The following is a 24,370-nucleotide window of genomic DNA, read 5'->3' as shown; positions in this document are numbered from 1 at the left end:
ACTGCAGCGGGAGCGGGCCAATAAATCCGGGCCGGTGGCGGGCCGGCGGCGCTCAGCGCTGTGGCGTGGCGCCCGGACCGCCGATGGCGCCGCTTGCAGGCAAGGCTGCGGGAGCGGCGGCTACCGGTTGTGAAGAAGTGATTTTAGGCGCAGGCTTACTGGCTGCCTTGACCGGGTGCGGGGGAACGGGAGCGAGCTTCTGAGGTGCCACCGGTTTGACAGCTGTTGCAGCCCCTGCAGGTTTGGGGTTGGCTTTGGCGGCCAGTTTTTGTTTTTCTTCAGGGCTGAGAGCCTGGTAGGTCTCCCATTTGGCCTTTTTCTCTTCAGGCGTCAGCTGCTTGGAGAGTTCTTTGGTCCGGGCGAAATTCAGCCGTGCCTGGGCCCGTTGCTGGGGGCTCAGGGTGACCCATTCGTTCATGCGGCTGTGCATGGTCGCCTGTTCTTCGGGCGAGAGCGAAGGGTAGTTTTTCGAGATTTCCAGCCATTTGCGCTTTTGCGGTTCGCTGATGTTGGTGTTCCAGCTCGAAGCCAGCGGTCTGAGCGCTTGCTGTTGCATAGAGGTCAGTTCAGCCCAGGATGGCTTGGAAACAATGACCTTGGCCGGCGCGCTCGCAGCGGATTTGGCGGCGGAGGGCGCACTGGAGGCGGCAACCGGCTTGGCTGCTTGCGCGAAGGAAAGGGAGGGCAGCGCCAGCACCGCGGCGACCAAGAGCACCCACTCGAACGACAGCCACTGCAGCCGCGCCGAGTGGCCAGAAGGAGATGATTTTTGTCGAACGGCGGCTTGCGGGGTCATTGGACCGTAGGAGCCTGGCGTGTGGTTTTGAGGTACTGGACAAAACCAGGGTCGGCGAAGGCGGCTGGTGGCAGCGCATCGGTCAGCAGCGCCACGTCAACTTCCGCCACTTCCTGGGCGCGGTTATCGTCCTGAATCGAGTTGATGAGCAGCAAACCCACCACGAGTGCAACAAGCGGTAACACCGAGCCGATGCGAGCCCACCAGCCCAAACCATCTTCGGAGCCCCAGGTAAGCGCCGCGCTACCACCCGCTCCGACGACGCTGGAGGCGGTTTGGGTTTTCGCTATTTTGCGTTTGGACACGGCCTGGACACGGGCAGCGCGCAGGCGCTCGGAAATGTCGTAAGGCAGGTCTGCCGCACCTGCGGACAGGTATGACGCGGTTTTCAGGCCAAAACGGTCCTGCAGGATATCGGCTCTTTTTTGTAGTGAATTAGTCATAGTCTTATACCTTTGGCACTCAGGGCTTTACTGAGAGCGTGGACCGCGCGTGAGCAGTGCGTTTTGACACTGCCCTCTGAACAGCCCATGGCGGCTGCTGTTTCAGCAACATCCATTTCCTCCCAGTAACGCATCAGAAAGGCTTCCCGTTGACGGCCGGGCAATTCCTTTACCTGCAGTTCGATCTCATGCAATATCTGCGCCCGTTCAGTGGCATCTTGGGCGCTTTCCGTACCTTCAGAGTTGGTCAGGCTCTCTAAAGTTTCCAAAAGATCAAAATCTCCTTCTTCCCCCGGCGACTCGAAGTCGCTCATGTTGGAAAAAAGCGCATTGCGGGTCTTGCGGCGGCGAAACCAGTCCAGTGTGGTGTTCGACAGAATCCGCTGGAACAGCATGGGCAGCTCTGAGGCGGGCTTGTCGCCATAGTGCTGCGCCAGCTTCATCATGCTGTCCTGAACGATATCGAGAGCAGCCTCCTCGTCCCGCACGTGGTAAATGCTGCGCTTGAAAGCCCGTTTTTCAACGTTTTTCAGGAAATCCGAGAGTTCTTGTTCAGTTGCCAACGGTGTGGGGTCCGGTTCGTCCAGCGTTGCATTGGGAGCCCGCGAATTCCGCAGGGCGGAGCCAATGCCAATCAGGCCGCATCCGGTGACGCGGCTGGAAAATTATCGCACCGCAACCAGTGCCGGCCCGCCCTTTTTGGGCATCTGCTGCCATTGCGCAACGCGAAATGTCATAATACGGCCTGCAATTCAAAAGGCAAACGGGTCATGACTCGGCGGTTTATGTTTCCGCTTATGGTTCTGGCCTCAAGTTTCGACGCCGCTTCACAAGAGTGGGCGAAGAAGCACCCAAGGTATTTCGTTAGAGAAATTCACAAAGGTTCATCATGGAAATCTCCAAAGCGGAAATCGCTTCCGCAGCAGCTGCGTCTGCACAAACAAATTCCCAGGAACTCCGCGGCGCGGAAATCCTTATCAAGTCGCTTCAGGCCGAAGGCGTCAAATACGTCTGGGGTTATCCAGGCGGTGCAGTCCTGCACATTTACGACGCCTTCTACAAGCAGGACACGATTCAGCACGTCCTGGTGCGCCACGAGCAGGCCGCCGTTCATGCCGCAGACGGCTATGCCCGTGCTACCGGCGATGTCGGTGTGGCACTGGTCACTTCCGGCCCCGGCGTGACGAACGCGGTGACCGGTATTGCCACCGCGTACATGGACAGCATCCCGATGGTCATCATCACGGGGCAGGTTCCTACCCATGCCATTGGCCTGGATGCTTTCCAGGAATGCGACACGGTCGGCATCACCCGGCCCATCGTGAAACACAACTTCCTGGTCAAGGACGCACGCCATATGGCGGAGACCCTGAAAAAGGCCTTCCATATCGCCAAAAGCGGCCGGCCTGGTCCTGTGGTGGTGGACATCCCCAAGGATGTGTCTTTCAACAAGGTGCCGTATAGCGGCTACCCGCAGAGCGTTGAGATGCGCTCTTACAACCCGGTTCGCAAAGGCCACGGCGGGCAAATCCGCAAGGCCCTGCAACTGCTGTTGTCTGCCAAGCGCCCCTACATCTACACCGGTGGCGGTGTGCTGCTCAGCAATGCGTCGCAAGAGCTGCGCACACTGGTCGACATGCTCGGCTACCCCTGCACCAACACCCTGATGGGTTTGGGCGCTTACCCGGCCAGCGACAAGAAATTCCTGGGCATGCTGGGCATGCACGGCACCATTGAGGCCAACAACGCCATGCAGAACTGCGATGTGCTGCTGGCCGTTGGCGCCCGGTTCGATGACCGTGTGATTGGCAACCCCAAGCATTTCGCCCAAAACGAACGCAAGATCATTCACATCGACATCGACCCTTCGAGCATCTCCAAGCGCGTGCGGGTCGACATCCCTATCGTGGGTGACGTGAAGGACGTGTTGACCGAGCTGATCGGCATGATCAAGGAGTCCGGCCTCAAGCCCGACGCCAATGCGCTGGGTGGCTGGTGGGAAACCATTGAAGGCTGGCGCAAGCGCGATTGCATGAAATACAGCATGGGCAAAGGCGACGTCATCAAGCCCCAGCACGTGGTCGAGACGCTGTGGAACATGACCAAAGACGCTGATACCTACATCACGTCCGACGTGGGCCAGCACCAGATGTGGGCCGCGCAGTACTACAAATTCGACGAACCGCGCCGGTGGATCAACTCTGGTGGCCTTGGCACCATGGGCGTGGGTATCCCTTACGCCATGGGCATCAAGATGGCCAAGCCTGAATCGGAAGTGTTCTGCATTACCGGTGAAGGCTCGGTGCAGATGTGCATTCAGGAGCTCTCAACCTGCCTGCAGTACAACACGCCGATCAAGATCGTGTCGCTGAACAATCGCTACTTGGGCATGGTGCGCCAGTGGCAGGAAATCGACTATGAAGGCCGCTACAGCAGCAGCTACATGGACGCGTTGCCCAACTTCGTGAAGCTGGCTGAGGCCTATGGGCACGTCGGTATGCTGATTGAAAAGCCGCAGGATGTGGAGCCCGCGCTTCGTGAAGCCCGCAAGCTCAAGGATCGCACGGTGTTCATGGACTTCCGCACGGACCCTACGGAAAACGTGTTCCCCATGGTCAAGGCAGGCAAGGGCATCACTGAAATGCTGCTGGGGTCGGAAGACCTCTAAGCCTGACGACGCCACATCCATTCATTCACCGTCACCTGACGAATCTATTGTCTGCCGAGCCTGCGCATTACCGTGCGCAGGGGAGGGCAGCGAAAAGAGGAATCTTCTTATGAAACACATCATTGCAGTTTTGCTGGAAAACGAGCCGGGCGCTCTTTCCCGCGTGGTCGGCCTGTTCTCGGCGCGCGGCTACAACATCGAAAGTCTCACCGTCGCGCCTACCGAAGACCCGAGCCTCTCGCGCATGACGATACAGACCACGGGCTCTGACGATGTCATCGAACAAATCACCAAGCACCTGAACCGCCTGATCGAAGTGGTCAAGGTGGTTGACCTGACCGAAGGCGCCTACACCGAGCGTGAGCTCATGATGGTGAAGGTGCGGGCGGTCGGCAAGGAGCGCGAGGAGATGAAGCGCATGGCTGATATATTTCGCGGGCGAATCATCGACGTGACCGAAAAAAGTTACACGATCGAGTTGACCGGCGACCAGTCCAAGAACGATGCCTTCCTCGAAGCCATAGACCGCAGCGCGATTCTGGAAACGGTGCGAACCGGCTCCAGTGGCATTGGCCGCGGCGAGCGAATTTTGCGAGTTTGATTCAAGCCGTCCGTGCGCGCGTTTCGACAGGCTCAACGCGAACGGACTTCCAAGTGGCGATATGCGTTTACCGTTCGCCCTGAGCCTGTCGAAGGGCATTTTCGCCAATACTTATTCCGGAGAGAAAAATGAAAGTTTTTTACGACAAAGATTGTGATTTGAGCCTGATCAAGGGCAAGACGGTCGCCATCATCGGCTACGGCAGCCAGGGCCATGCCCATGCACAGAACCTGAATGACAGTGGCGTGAAAGTGGTGGTCGGCTTGCGCAAGGGCGGCGCTTCGTGGCCCAAAGTCGAAAAGGCGGGCCTGAAGGTCGCTGAAGTCGCTGACGCTGTGAAGTCCGCCGACGTGGTGATGATTCTGCTGCCCGACGAGCAGATCGGTGCGGTTTACAAGAACGACGTGGCCCCCAACATCAAGCAAGGCGCCTCGCTGGTGTTTGCTCACGGTTTCAACGTGCACTACGGTGCCGTGATCCCTCGCGCCGACCTCGACGTCTGGATGGTGGCCCCCAAGGCCCCAGGCCACACGGTGCGCAATACCTACGCCCAAGGCGGCGGCGTGCCTCACCTGGTAGCTGTGCATCAAGACAAGTCCGGCAAAGCTCGTGACCTGGCGCTCTCCTATGCCATGGCCAATGGCGGCGGCAAAGCCGGCATCATTGAAACCAATTTCCGCGAAGAAACCGAAACCGACCTGTTCGGCGAGCAGGCCGTTCTGTGCGGCGGTACCGTTGAGCTGATCAAGGCTGGCTTCGAAACGCTGGTGGAAGCCGGTTACGCGCCTGAAATGGCTTACTTCGAATGCCTGCACGAGCTCAAGCTGATCGTCGACCTGATTTATGAAGGCGGCATCGCCAACATGAACTACTCGATCTCGAACAATGCCGAATATGGCGAGTACGTGACCGGCCCCAACATCGTGACTTCGGCAACGAAGGATGCGATGCGCAAGTGCCTGAAAGACATCCAGACCGGCGAATATGCCAAGAGCTTCCTGCTGGAAAACCAGGCTGGCGCCCCTACGCTGCTGAGCCGCCGCCGTCTCAATTCCGAGCACCAGATCGAAGTGGTGGGCGAGAAGCTGCGCGCCATGATGCCCTGGATTGCCAAAAACAAGCTGGTTGACCAGACTCGCAACTGATTTCAGCCCTCTGTGAGGGCCTTGTCCTGCAAAAAGCCGCGCAAACTTCCTGCGCGGCTTTTTTGTTGATGAAGTCAAGCTGATGACATCGACGCTGCGATAAAAATGATCGCAGCTTCGATCTTGGTATCCTTGGCGCCTTGAGCCGGCAATTGCAAGCCCCCGGTGGGCAGGCCGGCTCCTCGATGGTGTCCTTGGATGCTATGAATTTAGTAGCTGTTTACGCGCACCAGTTGTGCCTCAGGAGTGTTTTTATGCATGATGGCGAAGAATCGGCGACCGCCACGGAAGGCGTGGTGATACGCAAGCGCCGCAAAGGCATCTACATACTGCCCAATCTCTTTACGCTGGCCGCGCTGTTCGGCGGCTTTTACGCCATCGTGATGGCCATGAACGGGCGGTTTGACCAGGCCGCTATCGGTGTCTTTTGCGCCATGATCCTCGACAGCCTCGACGGCCGGGTCGCCCGCATGACCAATACGCAAAGCGCATTCGGCGAGCAGATGGATTCGCTCTCCGACATGGTGTCGTTCGGCGCCGCACCCGCCCTGATTGCCTACGTCTGGGCGCTGACCAGCCTGGGGCGCTGGGGCTGGATTGGCGCTTTTGTCTATTGCGCCTGCGCGGCGCTGCGCCTGGCTCGCTTTAATGTGAATACTGGAGTGGTCGACAAGCGGTTCTTCCAGGGCCTGCCGTCGCCGGCAGCCGCCGCGCTGGTGGCTGGCTTTATCTGGCTGATGACCGACGCTGGCATCAGCGGAATGGAAGTTCGCTGGGTGACTTTTGCGTTGACCTTGTACGCTGGTCTCACGATGGTGACGAACGTGCCTTTTTACAGTTTCAAGGACGTTCAGATGAAGCGCAGCGTACCTTTCGCGGCCATCGTATTGATCGCACTCGGGATTGCCGTCATCAACATCCACCCGCCCACAGTCATGTTCGGCCTGTTTGTTCTTTACGGCCTGTCGGGTTACGTGCTGTATGGCTGGCGCAAGGCCAAGGGCCTGCAAACCAGCGTGATTTCTACGTCCACCGACGAGCCCGACGAGCGCGGTCTTCACAAATAAAATTGTGGTACATTGACCGGATGAAACGAATTTCGCTAGCACTACTGCTATCTGCCAACGGGCGGAGACGGTAGCGCACGCGTACACCTGATTCAACGGCCCGTTTGCACCAGCAACGGGCCGTTTTTGTTTTGGGTTGCTGGTTTTTGTAATCTTTGGGGTTGATGAGATGACCATGTTGAAAACACCTTCCAGCAAATACAAATCCTTCGCGCCAGTCAAGCTGGCAGACCGCACCTGGCCAGATGCTGTGCTGACGCAAGCGCCCATCTGGTGCAGCGTGGATCTGCGGGACGGCAACCAGGCGCTGATCGAGCCCATGGACATTCCCCGCAAGCTGAGGATGTTCAATACCTTGGTGAAGATCGGTTTCAAGGAAATCGAAGTGGGTTTTCCCTCGGCCTCTCAGGTCGAGTTCGATTTCCTTCGCCAACTCATCGACGGCAAGCTGATTCCTGACGATGTGACCATCCAGGTGCTGACCCAGGCACGTGAGCCGCTGATTCGCCGCACTTTCGAATCGCTCAAAGGCGCCAAAAAAGCCATTGTTCATCTCTACAACGCCACCGCTCCAGTCATGCGCCGTGTAGTGCTGGGTATGGATGAGGATGAGATCGTCAAGCTTGCGACCGACAATGCGCGCCTTTTCCAGCAACTTGCCGCGGAACAGCCTGAAACGGAGTGGACTTTCCAGTATTCACCCGAGATGTGGTCTGGCACCGAACTGGCTTTTTCCAAACGGGTGGTCGACGCAGTGACCGATGTCTGGCAGCCGACGCCTGAACGCAAATGCATCATCAACCTGCCGTCCACGGTGGAGCATTCCACGCCGAATATTTTTGCGGACATGATGGAGTGGATGCATCGCCACCTTGCCCGGCGCGATGCCATCGTGATTTCGGTTCATCCCCACAACGACCGCGGAACGGGCACTGCGGCAGGTGAGCTGGCCTTGATGGCAGGCGCTGACCGCATCGAAGGTTGTCTCTTTGGTAACGGCGAACGTACCGGCAACGTGGACCTCGTGAACATCGCGCTCAACCTCTACACCCAGGGCGTGTCCCCGGGGCTGGATTTCTCTGAGATCGACGAGATTCGCCGCACAGTGGAGCACTGCAACCAGTTGCCCGTGCATCCCCGCCACCCCTATGCGGGCGACCTGGTCTACACCTCGTTTTCAGGTTCACACCAGGATGCGATCAAGAAAGCCTTTGCTGCACGCAAAGAGGGCGATGTATGGGACATGCCTTATTTGCCGATTGACCCCAAGGATCTGGGCCGTAGCTACGAGGCCGTGATTCGCGTTAACAGTCAGTCGGGCAAGGGCGGCATCGCCTATTTGCTCGAAAGCGAGTTTGGGCTTGAACTGCCACGCCGGCTGCAGATCGAGTTCAGCCAGGTAGTGCAATCGGTGATGGATGCAACGGGCAAAGAGTTGACCGGGAAAGACATCTTTGCGCTGTTTGAAAAAGAGTACGGTGTGCAGACCATCGCCGCGCCACAGCGGCTGGTGATTGAAGAAACCGGGAAGACCGGCGGCGAGTCTTTCCATATCAAGGCTGACGTGCAGCTCTCGGGGCGGCGCCATGCTGTTGAAGGCACCGGCACCGGCCCCATTGACGCCTTTGTTACGGGCCTGGCGGATGCAACGGGCCACACCGTTCGCGTACTGGATTATCACGAGCACGCCATTGGGGCGGGGGCAGGCGCTCAGGCGGTGGCCTATCTGGAGTTGCGCATCAACGACCAGACGCTGTTTGGCGTCGGTATGGACGGCAACATCGTGTCAGCCTCTCTTAAAGCCATCGTCTCCGGCCTGCAGCGCAGCAGGGCTGGCCAGCTGACCGGCGAAGCTACCATCAGCAATTAGCAATTAGCCTCGATTCAAGACACTCAAAATACAGAGCGCCCAGTGCGCCAGGAGCCCCACCATGACGGACAAACTCATTATTTTTGACACCACTTTGCGCGACGGCGAACAGTCTCCCGGCGCCTCCATGACCAAGGACGAAAAGCTGCGGATCGCCCGTCAGCTGGAGCGCCTGAAGGTCGATGTGATCGAAGCCGGCTTTGCGGCCAGCTCCAACGGCGACTTCGAGTGCGTGAAAGCCATCGCGGAGGTTGTCAAGGATTCCACCGTCTGTTCATTGGCACGTGCCAACGACAGGGATATTTCGCGGGCCGCGGAAGCCTTGAAGCCGGCGGCCTCAGGACGCCTGCACCTGTTCCTTGCGACCAGCGCCCTGCACATGGAAAAGAAGCTGCGCATGACGCCTGACCAGGTGTTCGAGCAGGCCAAGTTGTCTGTGCGATTTGCTAAAAACCTGATGGGAGACATTGAGTTCAGCCCTGAAGACGGTTATCGCTCGGACCCCGACTTTCTCTGCCGCGTGCTGGAAGCCGTGATCAACGAAGGTGCAACCACCATCAACGTGCCGGACACCGTGGGCTACGCTATCCCTGAGCTCTACGGCAATTTCATCAAAAACCTGCGCGAGCGCATTCCCAACAGCGACAAGGCAATCTGGTCGGTACATTGCCATAACGATCTGGGCATGGCGGTGGCCAACTCCCTGGCCGGCGTGAAAATCGGTGGCGCCCGGCAGGTGGAGTGCACCATCAACGGCCTTGGCGAGCGTGCCGGTAACTGTTCGCTTGAAGAAGTGGTGATGGCCGTAAAGACCCGCAAGGATTACTTCGGACTCGACCTGGGTATCGACACGCAGCACATCCTGGCGGCCAGCCGCATGGTGAGCCAGACCACCGGCTTTGTGGTGCAGCCCAACAAGGCCGTGGTCGGCGCCAATGCCTTCGCCCATGCCTCAGGTATCCACCAGGACGGCGTGCTCAAGGCGCGCGATACCTACGAAATCATGCGCGCAGAAGATGTGGGCTGGAGCGCCAACAAGATCGTGCTGGGCAAGCTGAGCGGACGCAATGCGTTCAAACAACGCCTGCTGGAGCTGGGCGTCGCCATGGAAAGCGAAGCGGATATCAACAATGCATTTGCCAAGTTCAAAGAACTCGCCGACCGCAAGAGCGAGATTTTTGACGAGGACATCCTTGCGTTGGCCAGTGACGAAAGCGCGTCGCATGACAACGAGCAGTACGGCTTTGTGTCCCTGTCGCAGCACAGCGAGACCGGCGAGCGGCCCCAGGCCAGTGTCGTGTTCACGGTCGCGGGCAAGGAAGTCAAAGGCGAATCGGACGGTAACGGCCCCGTAGATGCCTCCCTCAAAGCCATCGAATCACACGTCAAAAGCGGTGCGGAGATGGTGCTTTACTCTGTGAACGCGATCAGCGGGTCGACAGAAAGCCAGGGGGAAGTCACGGTACGCCTGCAAAACAGCGGGCGGGTGGTTAACGGCGTGGGGGCGGACCCCGATATCGTGGTGGCGTCGGCAAAGGCTTATTTGAGCGCCCTGAACAAACTCCAAAGTAAAGCTGACCGGGTGGCCGCACAGGGATAATGTAACAAATAGGAAAATAAAATCCTTTATATTCAATGACTTAGGGTTATGTCTTGCCGCAAATGGTGCTGATGGACTGCAAATCTGCCCCGAAGTGAGTGTGTTTTTAGGAAAGTCACGCAAGTTTTTGATATTGCGTGACTTTTTCTATTTGTATACACTCCAGCCATCTCATCCATTGCAATCCCACGCAGGCAATACCCACCATGGCTCATCTGATTTTCAATCGCGCATTAAAAATCGTTGGATTCCTGGCTCTGGCAACTGCCTTTGCAATACCTGCCGCGAACGCCGCAGGCAAAAACACCGTCGTCAAGAAGCAGCACGCATCGTCGAAAGCGGCCGCTTCCAAGAAAGTCATTTCCACGCGCAAGAGCGTACGTTTTGTTGCAGGTGCAAAACAGCGCAGAAGCATCATTCGCGTCTCTGCGCCTCCAAAGCCTTCTTTCGGTCAGATCGCCGGCTTGCATAGTGCGCAGGATCCGCTGGAACTCAAGTCCAGCGTGGCGCTGGTGATTGACCAGGACACACGTGAAGTGCTGTTCAGCAAAAACGACCATGCTGTGTTGCCGATCGCTTCGCTCACCAAGCTGATGACCGGCGTGATCATCAGCGGCGCCAAGCTGCCCATGGACGAATTGATTACGGTGACCCAGGATGACGTGGACACCGAAAAAGGCAGCAGCTCGCGCCTCAAGGTCGGTACCACGCTAACGCGCGGCGAATTGCTTCACCTTGCACTGATGTCCAGCGAGAACCGCGCGGCACATGCCTTGGGACGCACCTATCCTGGTGGCATGGGCACTTTCGTGAGCCTGATGAACGCCAAGGCCAAGATGCTGGGCATGACCGACACCAGCTATGTGGAGCCCACAGGCCTTTCGAGCCGTAATCAGTCGAGCGCTCAGGATTTGGCCACGCTGGTCAACGCTGCCCACGGAGACCCCGTGCTGCGTGAATTGTCCACTTCCACTGGCTATCAGGTGGCCGTTGGCAGCCGCACGCTGCAGTACAACAATACCAACCGCCTTGTGAAGAACCCCGAGTGGGACATCGGTTTGCAGAAGACCGGCTATATCTCTGAAGCTGGCCAATGCCTGGTCATGCAGACCAAAATTGCGGGCCGCAAGCTGATCATGGTGTTTCTTGATTCCGCAGGCAAGCTGAGCCGCCTGGGCGACGCTGAACGCGTTCGCCGCTGGGTGGAATCCAATCCCGTGACCGAGCACAAACTCAACGTGAGTACCTCTGCCAAGCAGGTCAACGGCTAAACGGCCGTAGAAATCGCCAGCTATCGTATTGATAGCTGCGTACGCACATCATTCGTGGGCTAGCGCCCATTCCCATTCAAGATTTTCTACGGATTCCCTTATTTGGGTTTGTAGCCCAAAGCAGTTGAAATCTCGTTGGCCGTTGCCTGCAACTTAGGCAGCCAGTGCTCATCCAGCCGATCAGCCGGCGCCGAGATAGACAAACCCGCCACCAGCTTGTTCTGGTCGTCATAAATGCCTGCGGCCATGCAGCGCACGCCCAACTCCAGTTCCTCGTTGTCACGCGCGATGCCGTATTGCCGCGCTTTGGAGAGTTCTCTTTCGAGGATTGGCAACTGGGTGATGCTGTTGCGTGTCTGCCCCGACAAGCCGGTGCGCGTCGCGTAGGTGCGCAAGCGCTGCGGGTCATCGAAAGCCAGGAAGAGCTTGCCCACGGATGTCAGATGAAGCGGGGCGCGGCCGCCGATGGCGCGTACCACCTGCATGCCGGAGCGCTCGCTGTAGGCGCGTTCTACATACACAATCTCGTCGCCCTGGCGCACGCTCAGGTTCACCGGCTGCTGGATGATCTTGTGCAGCTCGCGCATCGGCAGTAGCGCCGCATCGCGCACGTCCAGGCGGGCCTTGACCAGATTGCCCAGCTCCAGCAGGCGCATCCCCAGCCTGTAACTGCCGGCAGCCGGCCGATCCACAAAACGGCCTGTTGCCAGGTCGTTCAGGATGCGGTGTGCCGTTGAAGGATGAAGGCCTGATTTTTCGCTGATTTCCTTGAGCGAGAGTGCCTCTTCACGATTGGCCAGAATCTCCAGCAGCGTGAACATCCTCTCAAGGACCTGGACGGTCGGTGTGGCGGGGAGTGCGGTGTCGGGTTTTTTCATATGCAGGCTTCCTGCTGCAAATTTTACCCTGTGAAATGTAAGTGCACTTAGTGATTTTTAAGCAGGTGACCGAAAAGCCTAGACCTTATCAAGCTTGCCGGCATATGCATTGCCTTGCTCTGGGGCGGCATTGGAGGTGACCGGAGCGCCTGTGGAAAGCGACCAGCGGCCGTCAATCAGTACCTCGTTGGGTTTGAAGCCCGCCTTGTAGTTCATCTTGGGGCTCTCGGCGATCCAGTAACCGAGGTAGACATAAGGCAGGTCCAATTGGCGAGCTTGCTCTATTTGCCAAAGCACACTGTAGTTGCCGTAGCTGGCGCGCGGATCGGGCTCATAAAACGTGTAAACCGCCGAAATGCCGTCTTCCAGCACATCCAGGATGGACACCATCTTCAGCGCACCCGGCTCGCCATTGGGCAGGTTTTCGCGAAATTCCACCAGGCGCGAATTGACGCGGCTTTGCAGCAGGAATTGCGTGTATTGGTCGATGCTGTCATGGTCCATGCCCCCGCCGGCGTGGCGGCCGTTCTGGTAGCGCAGGTAGAGCTGGTAGTGCTCGGGCATGAAACACAGCTTGAGAATACGGGCGTGCAGCGTCTGATGCCGGTTCCAGGCGCGGCGCTGGCTGCGGTCTGCGCTGAAGCTGTTGACGGGCACTCGAAGCGGCACACATGCCTGGCAACCATCGCAATAGGGGCGGTACGTAAACATGCCGCTGCGCCGGAACCCGTTCGTCACGAGATCCGAATAAGCATCATTGTGGATAAGGTGGCTGGGCGTGGCGACCTGCGAGCGGGCCTGCTTGCCCGGCAGATAGCTGCACGGGTAGGGGGCCGTTGCATAAAACTGCAAGGTTTGCAGGGGCAGGTCTTTGAGGTGCGTCACGGTAGGTCTGGCGTTCCCGACGTTAGAAGCTGATTCCAGTATACGGGTTTGAACTGCCAGGTGGGAGCGGTTTTGCCGACGTTCCGCCCAAGGTGGGCGACAAAGTCCGGCCGGCCGATTTCGCCAGCGCCCAGGGAAGCCAGGTGCTGGGTGTTCTGCTGGCAATCAATCATGTCTACACCGTGTGCACGGCAAAAAGCCACCAGCGCGGACAGGGCAATCTTCGAGGCATCGGTCTGGTGAGCAAACATCGATTCGCCAAACACCATGCGGCCGAGGTTGACGCAATACAGACCTCCAATCAAGGCCCCGTTTGCCCAGGTTTCCACACTGTGGGCGTGACCCGCCTTGTGCAGTGAGGTATAGGCCTGCACCATGTCCGGAACAATCCACGTCCCGGGCTGGCCTGCCCGCGGCTTGTTCGCGCAGGCATTCACAACGGCCTCAAAGTCGCTGTCAAAGCGGATTTCGCAGCCAGCTTGCGCCTGAAACCAGGCTATGCGCTTACGTAGGGAGCGATGCAGTTTGAAATTCTGCGTTTGCAACACCATGCGAGGGTGGGGGCTCCACCAGAGTACGGGTTGACCCAGGCTGAACCAGGGAAAAATGCCCTGCGAATAAGCCTGGACCAGCGTCGGGACGTCCAGGGCGGCACCTGCAGCCAGCAGCCCGGGCGCTGGATCGTGGTGGCTCCAGGCCTCTTCCAGCGGCGGAAAGCCCTCGCCTGCGGCAAGCCAGGGTATGGGGCGTGGAAGTTTCCCCATGACTCAAAAGCTTGCCGGCGGGAGGGTGTAGAAACTGGCCGTGAAGCGCATGCGCACATGGTAGCCGAGTGGATACCAGCAGCAAGGCCTGTGCGTGGCGGCGCGTGATCCGGAGGAAGACCCGAAGGGCGGTCTTCCAGGTTTGGACAGCGCAAAAAGAAATGGGCACCTCAAGAGTGCCCATTCGGAATTTACTGGCTCCTCAACCTGGGCTCGAACCAGGGACCTACGGATTAACAGTCCGGCGCTCTACCAACTGAGCTATTGAGGAATACAGCCTTAGATTATAGCGTCAAATTTTGCACTTTTAAATTCTGAGGCACTTCCTCCTCTGACTTCAGCTTGCAGATAGGGGCGCTTATCGCGGCAGCCGACGCAACATAGCCGCCGGATAGCGACCGGGCTCCCCTAAGCTTCGAATGAGAAGTTTGTAGCGCTCTCATATTCATAGCGCTATTCATTGCGTCAAAGAGGGTTCCATCCATGGCGGAGGAGATGTCGGGCCACAACCCGGCGCCCACGGCCGAGCAATGCTCCCATAAGTGATAACCTCATGCCCCACCATGGACGCTAATCAGACCGACACTCCACCCCAGATCCGGGCAAGCCGAAAAATCAGATATGGGGTCTCCCTGGCTTGCTGTGCGCTCGCGTTGGCCGCCTGTTTGCTTTGGCAAAAATACCCGGTTGGTGCCGCCATCCTCGCCGCGCTCTGCCTCGCTGGGGTCATTTTTCTTCTGATTGTCCGTCGTGCAGTAAGTCGCTCGGTTCCCGCCGCCCACAGTGCCGGTATTGGACGCAGCGAGACGAAGGAGGATTCATTGATCTCCGTCATCATCTGCAGCGTCGATCCGGTTAAATACGAACTTGTCTGTGCCAATCTCAGGGAGCGTTTTGGTGATTCCCCGCATGAAATCATTGGCATTCATGATGCCCGGTCACTGTGTGAAGGCTACAACAGAGGCGTCGAAAAAAGCCGGGGCGATATTCTGATTTTTTGCCATGATGACATTGAGATCATCTCGCCGAGTTTCGACAGCCGGGTCCGTGAGCATTTGCGAACCTTCGATGTCATCGGCTGCGCCGGCACTGTTCGACTAAAGGATAGCCGATGGATGAGCAGTGGTGACCCTCATATTCACGGTGTGGTTGCCTATCCATCGGCCGGGGCATGGCCCAGTGATTTTTTCGATGTGGTGGTGTGGGGCGGGCCGGAACTGTCGCAGATTGGCGATATTCAGGCCTTAGATGGAGTTCTTTTTGCGGCCAATCGCCGTGTCGTCGAGTCGGTGCGTTTCGACGAAGACACCTTTGACGGCTTTCATGTTTACGACACAGACTTTACTTATGCCGCTTTTTTACGCGGCTTTAAATTGGCTGTGTGCAAGGACATCATGATCGCCCATAAATCGGGCGGGAATTTTCAAGACAGCTACAAAACCTACGCAGGAAAATTCCGGGAAAAATACAAAGGCCACCTGCCGGAAGAAACGAGTGATGGCATGTGCGAGCAGTCAAACTATCGAAATGTCACTCACGCGCAAATGTGGAAAGCCTGGCCTTAGCCGTTCCTGATGTGAACGGCCAAGGCCCTCACTACCGGGGCGTGGCGCTTATAACGTACTGCACTGGCATTGCATCGTCCACCGCCACTTGTGGATTCGCGCCTGTCAGCCTTGCAAACTGCTCGATGAGAGGTAGAAACGGCTCACTTCTGGGATCCGGAAAGAGTCTGGGTATGCAGGCGGTAACCGTAAAGCCGGCGTCGTTGAACATTTCCAGAATAGTCTGCCTGGAGAAGAAGCGTAAATGGGTTCTGTCCAGAATGCCGGTGTCTTCGTAGCGAAAATCGCCAATGCTCAATTTGGCTTGCAAGGACCAGTGTTGCAGATTGGGAATGCAGGCGGCGATGCACGCGCCAGGCGGTATGACGCTGCGCACTTGACGCAGCACACGCCATGGATCTCTCAAGTGCTCGAGGGTATCGCCGAAAATCCAGCAGTCTCTGTCGGAGTTTTCTTTCCAGAACGCATCGTCCGCAGCCTCGATGTCAAGGACCCGACTCTCATCGCAGTGCCGCTGCGCCAGTTTTGCATAGTCTGGATCTATTTCAATGCCAAGGTAGTGGCAGTTCGGCGATATTTTCTTGAATTCCCTTGCCAGGGCGCCAGAGCTGCATCCCACTTCAATCACCTTGCTGGCTCCCCAGGGAATAATGTCCAGAAGATCGGGATTATGCGTTTCGTGAACCGGCGTTTGATTCATAAGTGTGAGCTATAAGGTGCGACCAGCTTGTCTGGATGGGCGTTGCGAATGGGGTTTGAAAAGCATAACGCAAGGAGGGGCTGCGTTCATTCTATGTTGTCCTGTCCGTGAGACAGGGCGCCCGACGCCGTGGCGTGTCGTTCCGCGATAATTGACCGGTCATGGCCTCGGCCTGCCATCCTTCGCACATATCACGTTCGTAGCGGACACCTTCGCCTCAAGGAATTCATGGCTTTCACGCTTTCTGCTGCAGATATCTGGTCCGACCTCACGGCGGTTCGGGAGCGTTCGCCGCTGGTGCATTGCATCACCAACCTGGTGGTGATCAATTTCAACGCCAATGTGCTGCTGGCCGCAGGGGCATCGCCTGTGATGGCTCATGCGCATGAAGAAGTACGGGACATGGCCGGCATTGCGCAAGCCCTGGTGCTCAATATCGGCACACTGGACCCGTATTGGGTAGAGAGCATGAAGCTGGCCCTGGCCGCTGCGGCAGTGCGGGGAATTCCGTCTGTACTGGATCCGGTGGGCGCCGGTGCCACGCCTTATCGCAATGCCACGCTGGAAAGCCTGCTGGCCGTCGCCGCACCCACCGTGATTCGCGGCAATGGCTCCGAAATCATGAGTACGGCCGGTGCGGCCGTGAAAACACGCGGCGTAGACAGCAGCGCGGCTGCCGGCGATGCGCTGGTTGCCGCGCAGGCGCTGATAGCACGAACCAGCGGAACGATTTGCGTGAGCGGCGAGACCGACCATATCCTGGATGCCAGCCACCGATGGGCCCGCCTTTCAAACGGACACCCCTGGATGACGCGTATTACGGGCGTGGGCTGTTCGGCTACCGCGCTGGTGGGGGCATTCTGCGCAGTGCAACCCGATCCATGGCGGGCTACCACGGCCGCCATGGCGGTTCTGGGTGTGGCCGGCGAGGTGGCTGCGGAAAAAACGCAGGCACGCGGCCTGGGTGTGGGCAGCATGGCCGTGCAACTGCTGGATGAGCTGCAATTGCTGGACCGGGCCACATTTGAATCCCGGTTGAAGCTGGAACTGGCGAGCTGGTGAGGGCCGCAATGAAAGCGATATCGTGGCACGGTTGAACCCCGACGCATTGCGGCTGTATCTGGTCACGGACCAGGCGCTGACCCGTGGCCGGCCCCTTGCCGATGTCGTGGCCGCCGCCGTGCAGGGCGGAGTGACTTGTGTGCAACTGCGTGAAAAGCAACTGGGCACCCGCGAATTCCTGGCCCAGGCCCTGATCCTGAAAGCGCTGTTGACGCCTCTGGGCATACCGTTGGTCATCAACGACCGCATCGATATTGCCCTGGCCTGTGGCGCCGAGGGTGTGCACCTTGGGCAGAACGACCTTCCGGCGGATGAGGCGCGCAAGTTGCTGCCGCCCGGCGTTTTCATTGGGTGGTCGGTCGAGTCCATGGATGACGTGCAGCAAAGCGCTGCGCTGCCGGTCGACTACCTGGGCGTGAGCCCTCTCTTTTCAACACCCACCAAAACGGATACCAAAGACCCATGGGGCCTGGAAGGCCTGGCGGTGGTGCGTGCTGCGACCCCATTGCCGCTGGTGGCCATTGGCGGCATCCATGCCGGCAATGCGCGTGATGTGTTGCGTGCCGGGGCTGATGGCCTGGCGGTGGTGAGCGCGATCTGCGGCGCGGATGATCCGCTGGCTGCCGCCGCTGCGCTCAGGACCATGTGCGTCTAGCAGAAGACCAGAAGACCAGAAGACCAGAAGACCAGAAGACCAGAAGACCAGAACAACAAGATGAATGCGATCAATGACTGACAACGCTTTTGACTACGAATATCCCCGTGTGCTGAGCATCGCGGGTTCCGACAGCGGTGGTGGGGCCGGCATCCAGGCCGACCTGAAGACTTTTGCCGCGCTGGGCTGCTACGGCATGACGGCCATCACCGCCTTGACGGCGCAGAACACGCGTGGCGTGCGTGCCATTCATGGCGTGCCGCCGCAGATGCTGCGCGACCAGATCGATGCCGTGATCGAAGACATAGGCGCGGACGCGGTGAAGATAGGCATGCTGCATGCCCCCGACATTGTGCAGACGGTGGCGGAGGCGATTGACCGCCATGCGATGGTGAAAGTGGTGCTGGATCCGGTCATGGTCGCGACCAGCGGTGCGGTTTTGATCGACAACCCGGCCATTGCGGTACTGGTGCGCGAGCTGTTTCCGCGTGCCCTGGTGGTCACCCCTAACCTGGACGAAGCCTCGCTGCTGGTAGGGCGGCCGCTGGCCACCGAAGAGGCGATGCAGGCCGCCGCGCAAGAGCTGTTGGCCAAAGGCGCTCGCGCCGTGCTGCTCAAGGGCGGCCATTTGCCCGGCGACGTGGTGAGCGACCTGCTGGCCACACAAAGCGGCGAGCTGCACTGGATGCGTGGGCTGCGTATTCCCAGTCCCAATACCCACGGCACGGGTTGCACGCTGTCGTCCGCCATCGCTGCGCACCTGGCGCTGGGGCAATCCCTGCTGGAGGCGGTGCAATCCGCGCACGCCTATGTCCGTGCGGCAATGGAGGCGGGCGCCCGGGTGCGTACAGGCGCCGGGAGCGGGCCGCTGAACCACGGCCACGCGCCCATCGCAATGCGGCTCAAGCCGCTACGGTAAGCCCGGTGCGGGTGGTGCGGCTGAGCCGCGCCAGGGCAAACGTCAGCACCAAGGTCGGCAGCGCAGAGCCCCACTCGGGCGCAAATTTTGCGCACAGGTGGTAGCACGCAATCCCCAGTACCCAGATCGCGACGGCGCTGGCATCCACCTTGCGCTCGGTCACCAGCGAAGCAATACCGGACGTGCCCGCCAGCCGCGCCAGGATGACGCCATACAGGGGCACGAATACCGAGCTGAGCATCAACAGGAAGGGCTCCAGGCTGTGCATGGGCAGCACCAGCGCCAGCGCGGTGCATAGCAAGGCCAGCAGTACGCCCCAGCGCCGCACGCTCCATGCGGGCTTCAGGCTGTGGCCGGCCACTGAGCCCGAATACACGTCGCCGTAGGCGTTGTCGACTTCGTCGATCAAAATCAGCCCCAGCGCAATCAGGCCGCCTTGCGCCAGCAGCAGCGCAGCCACCAGATCGGTGCTTGGCGCCGTGATAGCCACCAATACGCCCAGCGCGTAGCACCAGATATTGGCCACGGCATAACCCAGCCAGGTTCCGCGCAGGGCGCTGTTGCCGTCACGGCCATGGCGCGCAAAATCGGCCACCAACGGCAACCATGACACCGGCATCGCAATCACCAGGTCCAGCGCAGACAGCGTGCTCATGCCGCCTTCGCCGGGCCGGCTCCACAGCGTGGCCAGGCCTTGGGCATTGGCTTTGGCCAGGAACTGCCAGCTCAGCCACAGCAGCGAGGCAATGACCAGCGGCAGGCCATAGCGGCCTATGAATTTGCGCACCAGTTTCACCATGGAGCCCGAGAGCAGCGCCAGCAGCACTGCGCCCCACAGCAGGGTGGCCAGAATGGGCCACAAGGTCCCCGCGAAGCTGCCGGACTGGCGTGCGATGGCCACTGTGCCGTCGCGCATCACCACCAGCTCAAAGGTGGTCCAGCCGATGAGCTGAACGATATTGAGCAGCACCGGCAGGCGCGCAAAGCTGCTGCCGTAGGTGGCATGCATGAGCCCGGCACTTGAAAGCCCACTGTCGCAGCCGATCTTGGCCGTCCAGGCCAGCAGACCCGCACCCAGGATGGATCCGCAAACAATGACCGCCAGGGCCGTCTGGGTGCCTACGGCCGGCACCAGGTAGGCGCCGATCTGCATGACCAGCAAGCCGACTCCCAGGCTGAGCCAGAGCGCGGCATGGTCGCTCCAGCCAAAGAGGCGGTCGGCAGCAGGCAATGGCGCGAGCGCGGTATTGCCGTTGGAGGGAGGGGCAGAAGGTGTGGTCATTAGCAGTTCCAGTCGTCAATGCCAGGTCGGCCTGCTGGAAGTCCGCAAGACAAGGCGGACTTCTGGAACATGCTTCCCTGCGCGAGGATTACCTCAAATCAGGTTCAAAGGGACTTTCTCAGCCACTGCCGTTCCTTATTGGCGAACCGCAGCAGCACCCCCAGCGAAAGCACCCTTGCGGGCACTGCGTAAATTGTAGGCGGATTCAAGCCTGGTTTTGGCGAGACCCGTCACGCGTGCGGCCCGCCTCTTGATGCCGCCTGAGCAGGCAGAAAAAAGCCCGCGGGTGGCGGGCTTTCAGTCAGGGGCGCAGCCGGGCCGGCTCAATCGTCAAACACGGGTGACTCCACACCCAGCACCTTGTGCAGTTTCGGGCTGGTCGTGGTGTATTGCAGGTGGATTTTCTTGTCGGGGAAGATGAATGGCGCGGCGCCGAAGGCCGCCAGCGCGCACTCATGGAAGCCGCTCAAAATCAGCTTCTTCTTGCCGGGGTAGGTGTTGATGTCGCCCACCGCAAAAATGCCCGGGATGTTGGTGGAGAACTTTTCGGTGTCCACCTTGAGCTGTTTGCGCTCGATATCCAGGCCCCAGTCGGCAATCGGCCCGAGCTTGGGCGACAGGCCGAAGAACACCAGCAACACGTCGAGTGGCACGATGCGTGTGATGCCGTCGGAGCCGGTGACTTTTGCGCCGGTCAGCTTGCCGTCTTTTTCTTCGTAGCCGGTGATCTGGCCCACGATGAATTGCATTTCATGGGCGTCACAGAGCTCGCGCATCTTGGCAACGCTGGCGGGTGCTGCCTGGAAACCGTCACGGCGGTGAATCAGGATGACGCTTTCGGCCTTGTTGGGCCCTTCAGCCACAAAATTCAGCGCCCAGTCCAGCGCGGAGTCACCGCCGCCCACCACCACGAGGTTCTTGCCGGCAAAGTCGGCAGGGCTCTTCACACGGTAAAACAACTGGGTATTGTCAAATTTGTCCAGGCCGTCCACACGCAGCAGCTTGGGCTGGAAAGCGCCCACGCCTGCAGCGATAAACAGGGTTTTTGTCAGGAAGCGCGTGCCTTTGGATGTTTCCACAAAGAAGCGGCCGTCCTGCTGCTTTTCAACGATGCTGACTTCCTGCCCGAAATGGAAGGTCGCGCCAAAGGGCTCGATCTGCTTGAGCAGGTTGTCGGTAAGCTCCCTGCCGGTGCACACAGGCACAGCGGGGATGTCGTAAATCGGCTTGTCGGGGTAAAGCTCTATGCACTGGCCGCCGGGGTAGGCCAGCGAGTCAATGACGTGGGCCTTGATTTCCAGCAGGCCCAGCTCAAACACCTGGAACAATCCCACCGGCCCTGCGCCCACGATAACCGCATCGGTTTCGATGGGGCCGTCGTGCTGGGCTGCGGTGTTGATCACTTCTTGGTTCAGTTGGGGTTCCATGGATTTTGGGGCAATGCCGGGAGCAGGGGAGTTCCGGTCGCGGTTGCGGGCGCCGGCTTCCCCAGTCTGATCAGCGGATCAGCTCAGACAGCTTGCCCGTCTTGTCTTTCCATTCCTCGGCGTCCGGCAGGGCATCTTTGCGCTTGGTGATGCTTTTCCAGCCCTCAGCGCGGCTCAACTCGACATTGAGCTTGATGAACGCGATCTGGTCAGCCGGCACGTCTTCCTCGGCATAGATGGCATTGACCGGGCATTCGGGGATGCAGACGGCGCAATCAATACATTCGTCCGGATCGATCACCAGCATGTTGGGACCTTCGCGGAAGCAGTCCACCGGGCAGACGTCCACACAGTCGGTGTATTTGCAGCGGATGCACGAATCGGAGACGATGTGAGTCATGTTGTTCTAGGCTAGTCGGTGGAAACCCTTGATTTTAAGAGGTTTCCGCCAACAGGGTTATCGGGAATGCGAAGCGCGGCGCGCGGCGGGTGAGCGCCGTCTCAAATGACCAACGCCGCACCTGAGGTCCGGTGCGAGGCGGTATCCACCAGCACCAGGGAGCCCAGGATGCGCGAACGCGCGTAAGGCAGGGTTGCCAGAGGCTCCTGCAGGCTCAATTCGATGTGGCCAATGGCATTGGGTGGCAACTCGGTGGCGTCTTCCTCGGCGAGGGTGTTGACGTCGAGCTTGTGAACGATGCGCTTGACCTTGGCCTTGACCCAGCGGTGGCCATGCAGCGTCCAGTACACACGCCCTGCGACCAGCGGCTCGTCGTCCATCCAGGCAATGGTGGCCGAAATCTCGCGCGACGGCTCAAAGGTGTTTGTCGCCAGCAGCCAGTCACCGCGCGACACGTCGACTTCCCGGTCCAGCACGATGCCTGCGCTGTGGCCTGCCAGGATGGACTTGGGTTGGCGGGTATGGTCCAGCACCTGGGCCACGACGGCCGTCTTGCCGCTGGGCAGGATGGTCACGCTTTGACCCGGCTGTACGCCGCCCGTGGCAACGCGGCCCCAGAAGACGCGGCGGCCTTGCGAGGTGTCGGACGAGGACGAGAACTTTTCAACCCACTGCACCGGGAAGGAGAACGCTTCGGTCGTCTCGGCCGCCGTGGCGGGCAGATGCTCCAGCAGTTCCAGCAGCGACAGGCCTTCATACCCGCACCAGCCCGGTTTTGCGTCGACCACGTTGTAACCCTTGAGGGCCGACACCGGCACGGTGGCTTTGACCGGGATTTGCGCGGCCTGGGCGAATGCCGCCAGGGCCGCGTTAATGTTCTTGAAGGCCAGCGCCGGGTCTTCGACCGCATCGAGCTTGTTCACCGCAAACACGATGGATGGCACGCGCAGCAGGTTGACCAGCAGCGAATGGCGGCGGGTTTGCTGCAGCAGCTCCAGCGACGGGTTCTTCCAGTCGAGCTTGGTGGCATCGACCAGCACCACAGCGGCATCTGCGCTGGAGGCGGCCGTCACCATGTTGCGGGTGTATTGCTCGTGGCCGGGCGCGTCGCCGATGATGAATTTGCGGCTTTCTGTCGCGAAGTAGCGATAAGCCACGTCGATGGTGATGCCTTGCTCGCGTTCGGCTGAAAGGCCGTCCGTCAGCAGCGCCAGGTCGGTTTCGCCGCCACGCTGCACACCGGCCAGGTGGTCTTGCAGCACTGCACGGCTGTCTACCAGCAGGCGGCCGATCAGCGTGCTTTTGCCGTCATCCACCGAGCCGCAGGTGATGAATTTCAGCGCGGATTTCAGGTCGTTTTGGCCCGTGGAGGCCGCCAATTGAGCGTGGCCAGCTATCAAATCCATAGTGCTCATCAGAAGTACCCGTCTTTCTTGCGCTTTTCCATCGAAGCGTCGGAGGTCTTGTCGTCCATGCGCGTGGCGCCGCGCTCGCTCACGTCGGCTGCCAGCGTCTCAATCACGATCTCGGCGGCCGTGGCGGCGGGGCTGTCCACCGGGCAGGTGCAGGTGATGTCGCCGACGGTGCGAAAACGCACGGTTTTTTCAACCACCTGCTCGCCGTCGCGTGCGGGGGTGAGGTCGGTGACCGGCACCAGCAGGCCCTTGCGTTCGACCACCTTGCGCTGATGCGCGTAATAGAGCGAGGGCAACGCGATCTTTTCGCGCTCGATGTATTGCCACACGTCAAGTTCTGTCCAGTTGGAGATCGGGAACACGCGAAAGTGTTCGCCGGGCTGCAGCCGGGTGTTGAACAGCGTCCAGAGCTCAGGGCGCTGGGCCTTGGGCTGCCACTGGCCGAAGCTGTCGCGGTGCGAAAAGATGCGTTCCTTGGCGCGGGCTTTTTCCTCGTCGCGGCGGGCGCCGCCGATGAGCGCATCAAAACGGAACTCGTCAATCGCTTCCAGCAATGTGACCGACTGGTGCACGTTACGTGATTCACCCGGATGGGCCAGGCGCACCGTGCCGCGCTTCATCGAGTCTTCAACATTGCGCACGATCAGCTCGGCGCCCAGTTCTTTGGCGCGAAGGTCGCGGAAATCGGTCACTTCGTGGAAGTTGTGGCCGGTGTCGATCATCAGCAGCGGGTAGGGGATACGGCCCACACCAAAAGCCTTTTCGGCGCACTTGAGCATCACCAGCGAATCCTTGCCGCCCGAAAACAGCAGGGCAGGGCGCTCGAAAGCAGCCGCCACTTCACGCAGGATGAAGATGGTTTCTTCTTCCAGCGCGTCGAGGTGGGCATTGGACAGCCGCGCGATGGAGATCGCCGGGTCGGCTGGCAGCAGTTGGGAGGGTGTGCGGGCGTTCATA

General features: G+C 59.5%; 23 protein-coding genes, 1 tRNA gene and 1 riboswitch. Of the genes, 11 read left to right on the top strand and 13 right to left on the bottom strand.

Annotated features, from left to right (window positions below; all coding sequences use genetic code 11):
• Positions 1-52: 52 nt before the first annotated feature.
• The 3 genes from BM408_RS01125 to BM408_RS01115 are packed head-to-tail and all read right to left on the bottom strand — an operon-like array spanning position 53 to position 1,802.
• Positions 53-796, bottom strand: coding sequence for a DUF3106 domain-containing protein (locus BM408_RS01125; protein ID WP_092126083.1), 744 nt, complete (start codon positions 794-796; stop codon positions 53-55).
• A complete protein-coding gene (locus BM408_RS01120; protein WP_092126081.1) occupies positions 793-1,239 on the bottom strand; it encodes a DUF3619 family protein in 447 nt (148 codons plus the stop codon). The genes BM408_RS01125 and BM408_RS01120 overlap by 4 nt, the downstream gene beginning before the upstream one ends.
• Positions 1,236-1,802: an RNA polymerase sigma factor gene (locus tag BM408_RS01115; protein ID WP_092126079.1), complete on the bottom strand. Its 567-nt coding sequence runs from the start codon at positions 1,800-1,802 to the stop codon at positions 1,236-1,238. Before BM408_RS01115 ends, BM408_RS01120 begins: the two co-directional genes overlap by 4 nt.
• A gap of 326 nt (positions 1,803-2,128) precedes the next feature.
• Between BM408_RS01115 and BM408_RS01110 the strand changes: the two genes are divergently transcribed.
• The 7 genes from BM408_RS01110 (at position 2,129) to pbpG (ending at position 11,461) form a co-directional block, all read left to right on the top strand.
• On the top strand, positions 2,129-3,907 hold the full coding sequence (locus tag BM408_RS01110; protein WP_092126077.1) for an acetolactate synthase 3 catalytic subunit: 1,779 nt from the start codon (positions 2,129-2,131) through the stop codon (positions 3,905-3,907).
• 109 nt (positions 3,908-4,016) lie between these two features.
• The gene (gene ilvN / locus BM408_RS01105) at positions 4,017-4,508 is read left to right on the top strand and encodes an acetolactate synthase small subunit (protein WP_007869681.1); all 492 of its coding nucleotides are present in this window, start codon (positions 4,017-4,019) and stop codon (positions 4,506-4,508) included.
• Positions 4,509-4,636: 128 nt separating this feature from the next.
• Entirely contained in the window at positions 4,637-5,653 is a 1,017-nt protein-coding gene (gene ilvC, locus BM408_RS01100) for a ketol-acid reductoisomerase (protein ID WP_092126075.1), read from the top strand.
• Between the two features lie 254 nt (positions 5,654-5,907).
• Positions 5,908-6,720: a CDP-diacylglycerol--serine O-phosphatidyltransferase gene (gene pssA, locus BM408_RS01095; RefSeq protein WP_092126073.1), complete on the top strand. Its 813-nt coding sequence runs from the start codon at positions 5,908-5,910 to the stop codon at positions 6,718-6,720.
• A 175-nt stretch (positions 6,721-6,895) separates the two neighbouring features.
• On the top strand, positions 6,896-8,590 hold the full coding sequence (gene leuA / locus BM408_RS01090; RefSeq protein WP_092127213.1) for a 2-isopropylmalate synthase: 1,695 nt from the start codon (positions 6,896-6,898) through the stop codon (positions 8,588-8,590).
• A 61-nt stretch (positions 8,591-8,651) separates the two neighbouring features.
• Positions 8,652-10,190, top strand: a complete 1,539-nt coding sequence (locus tag BM408_RS01085; RefSeq protein ID WP_092126071.1) for a 2-isopropylmalate synthase — start codon at positions 8,652-8,654, stop codon at positions 10,188-10,190.
• A gap of 206 nt (positions 10,191-10,396) precedes the next feature.
• Positions 10,397-11,461 (top strand): D-alanyl-D-alanine endopeptidase, encoded by a 1,065-nt coding sequence (gene pbpG, locus BM408_RS01080; RefSeq protein WP_092126069.1) that lies wholly within the window; start codon positions 10,397-10,399, stop codon positions 11,459-11,461.
• Positions 11,462-11,559: 98 nt separating this feature from the next.
• Here the strand turns inward: pbpG and BM408_RS01075 are convergent, their stop codons facing one another.
• The 4 genes from BM408_RS01075 to BM408_RS01060 form a co-directional block, all read right to left on the bottom strand.
• Positions 11,560-12,339: an IclR family transcriptional regulator gene (locus BM408_RS01075; protein WP_092126067.1), complete on the bottom strand. Its 780-nt coding sequence runs from the start codon at positions 12,337-12,339 to the stop codon at positions 11,560-11,562.
• A gap of 78 nt (positions 12,340-12,417) precedes the next feature.
• Positions 12,418-13,224, bottom strand: a complete 807-nt coding sequence (locus BM408_RS01070; RefSeq protein ID WP_254774663.1) for an arginyltransferase — start codon at positions 13,222-13,224, stop codon at positions 12,418-12,420.
• On the bottom strand, positions 13,221-13,988 hold the full coding sequence (gene aat / locus BM408_RS01065; RefSeq protein ID WP_092126065.1) for a leucyl/phenylalanyl-tRNA--protein transferase: 768 nt from the start codon (positions 13,986-13,988) through the stop codon (positions 13,221-13,223). The genes BM408_RS01070 and aat overlap by 4 nt, the downstream gene beginning before the upstream one ends.
• 195 nt (positions 13,989-14,183) lie before the next feature.
• Positions 14,184-14,259 (bottom strand) — tRNA-Asn (locus BM408_RS01060).
• A 292-nt stretch (positions 14,260-14,551) separates the two neighbouring features.
• Between BM408_RS01060 and BM408_RS01055 the strand changes: the two genes are divergently transcribed.
• The gene (locus BM408_RS01055; RefSeq protein WP_092126063.1) at positions 14,552-15,553 is read left to right on the top strand and encodes a glycosyltransferase; all 1,002 of its coding nucleotides are present in this window, start codon (positions 14,552-14,554) and stop codon (positions 15,551-15,553) included.
• Positions 15,554-15,584: 31 nt separating this feature from the next.
• On the opposite strand, the gene BM408_RS01050 is transcribed toward BM408_RS01055, so the two are convergent.
• Positions 15,585-16,253, bottom strand: a complete 669-nt coding sequence (locus BM408_RS01050) for a class I SAM-dependent methyltransferase (protein ID WP_092126061.1) — start codon at positions 16,251-16,253, stop codon at positions 15,585-15,587.
• A 228-nt stretch (positions 16,254-16,481) separates the two neighbouring features.
• On the opposite strand from BM408_RS01050, the gene thiM reads away from it, so the two are divergent.
• The 3 genes from thiM (at position 16,482) to thiD (ending at position 18,889) form a co-directional block, all read left to right on the top strand.
• Positions 16,482-17,315 (top strand): hydroxyethylthiazole kinase, encoded by an 834-nt coding sequence (gene thiM, locus BM408_RS01045; protein WP_092126059.1) that lies wholly within the window; start codon positions 16,482-16,484, stop codon positions 17,313-17,315.
• A 22-nt stretch (positions 17,316-17,337) separates the two neighbouring features.
• Positions 17,338-17,970 carry a thiamine phosphate synthase gene (gene thiE, locus BM408_RS01040; RefSeq protein ID WP_092126057.1) on the top strand — a complete coding sequence of 211 codons (633 nt, stop codon included), beginning with the start codon at positions 17,338-17,340 and terminating at the stop codon, positions 17,968-17,970.
• A gap of 73 nt (positions 17,971-18,043) precedes the next feature.
• Positions 18,044-18,889 carry a bifunctional hydroxymethylpyrimidine kinase/phosphomethylpyrimidine kinase gene (gene thiD, locus BM408_RS01035; protein ID WP_092126055.1) on the top strand — a complete coding sequence of 282 codons (846 nt, stop codon included), beginning with the start codon at positions 18,044-18,046 and terminating at the stop codon, positions 18,887-18,889.
• Here thiD and BM408_RS01030 read toward each other — a convergent pair.
• The 5 genes from BM408_RS01030 to cysD form a co-directional block, all read right to left on the bottom strand.
• Positions 18,873-20,171 carry a purine-cytosine permease family protein gene (locus BM408_RS01030; protein WP_092126053.1) on the bottom strand — a complete coding sequence of 433 codons (1,299 nt, stop codon included), beginning with the start codon at positions 20,169-20,171 and terminating at the stop codon, positions 18,873-18,875. The genes thiD and BM408_RS01030 overlap by 17 nt on opposite strands.
• A gap of 57 nt (positions 20,172-20,228) precedes the next feature.
• Positions 20,229-20,343, bottom strand: a riboswitch (TPP riboswitch).
• A 151-nt stretch (positions 20,344-20,494) separates the two neighbouring features.
• The gene (locus BM408_RS01025) at positions 20,495-21,598 is read right to left on the bottom strand and encodes an NAD(P)/FAD-dependent oxidoreductase (protein WP_092126051.1); all 1,104 of its coding nucleotides are present in this window, start codon (positions 21,596-21,598) and stop codon (positions 20,495-20,497) included.
• A 70-nt stretch (positions 21,599-21,668) separates the two neighbouring features.
• Entirely contained in the window at positions 21,669-21,998 is a 330-nt protein-coding gene (fdxA, locus tag BM408_RS01020; protein WP_092126049.1) for a ferredoxin FdxA, read from the bottom strand.
• A 101-nt stretch (positions 21,999-22,099) separates the two neighbouring features.
• Entirely contained in the window at positions 22,100-23,413 is a 1,314-nt protein-coding gene (locus BM408_RS01015) for a sulfate adenylyltransferase subunit 1 (protein WP_092126047.1), read from the bottom strand.
• A complete protein-coding gene (gene cysD / locus BM408_RS01010; RefSeq protein WP_092126045.1) occupies positions 23,413-24,369 on the bottom strand; it encodes a sulfate adenylyltransferase subunit CysD in 957 nt (318 codons plus the stop codon). The genes BM408_RS01015 and cysD overlap by 1 nt, the downstream gene beginning before the upstream one ends.
• Between the last annotated feature and the right edge of the window lies 1 nt (position 24,370).

The sequence above is a fragment of the Polaromonas sp. YR568 genome (assembly GCF_900116715.1).
In the GTDB taxonomy this organism is placed as follows: Bacteria; Pseudomonadota; Gammaproteobacteria; order Burkholderiales; family Burkholderiaceae_C; genus Polaromonas.
The sequence above is the reverse complement of the archived record's forward strand: the minus strand, read 5'-3'. Positions and strand labels throughout refer to the sequence as shown.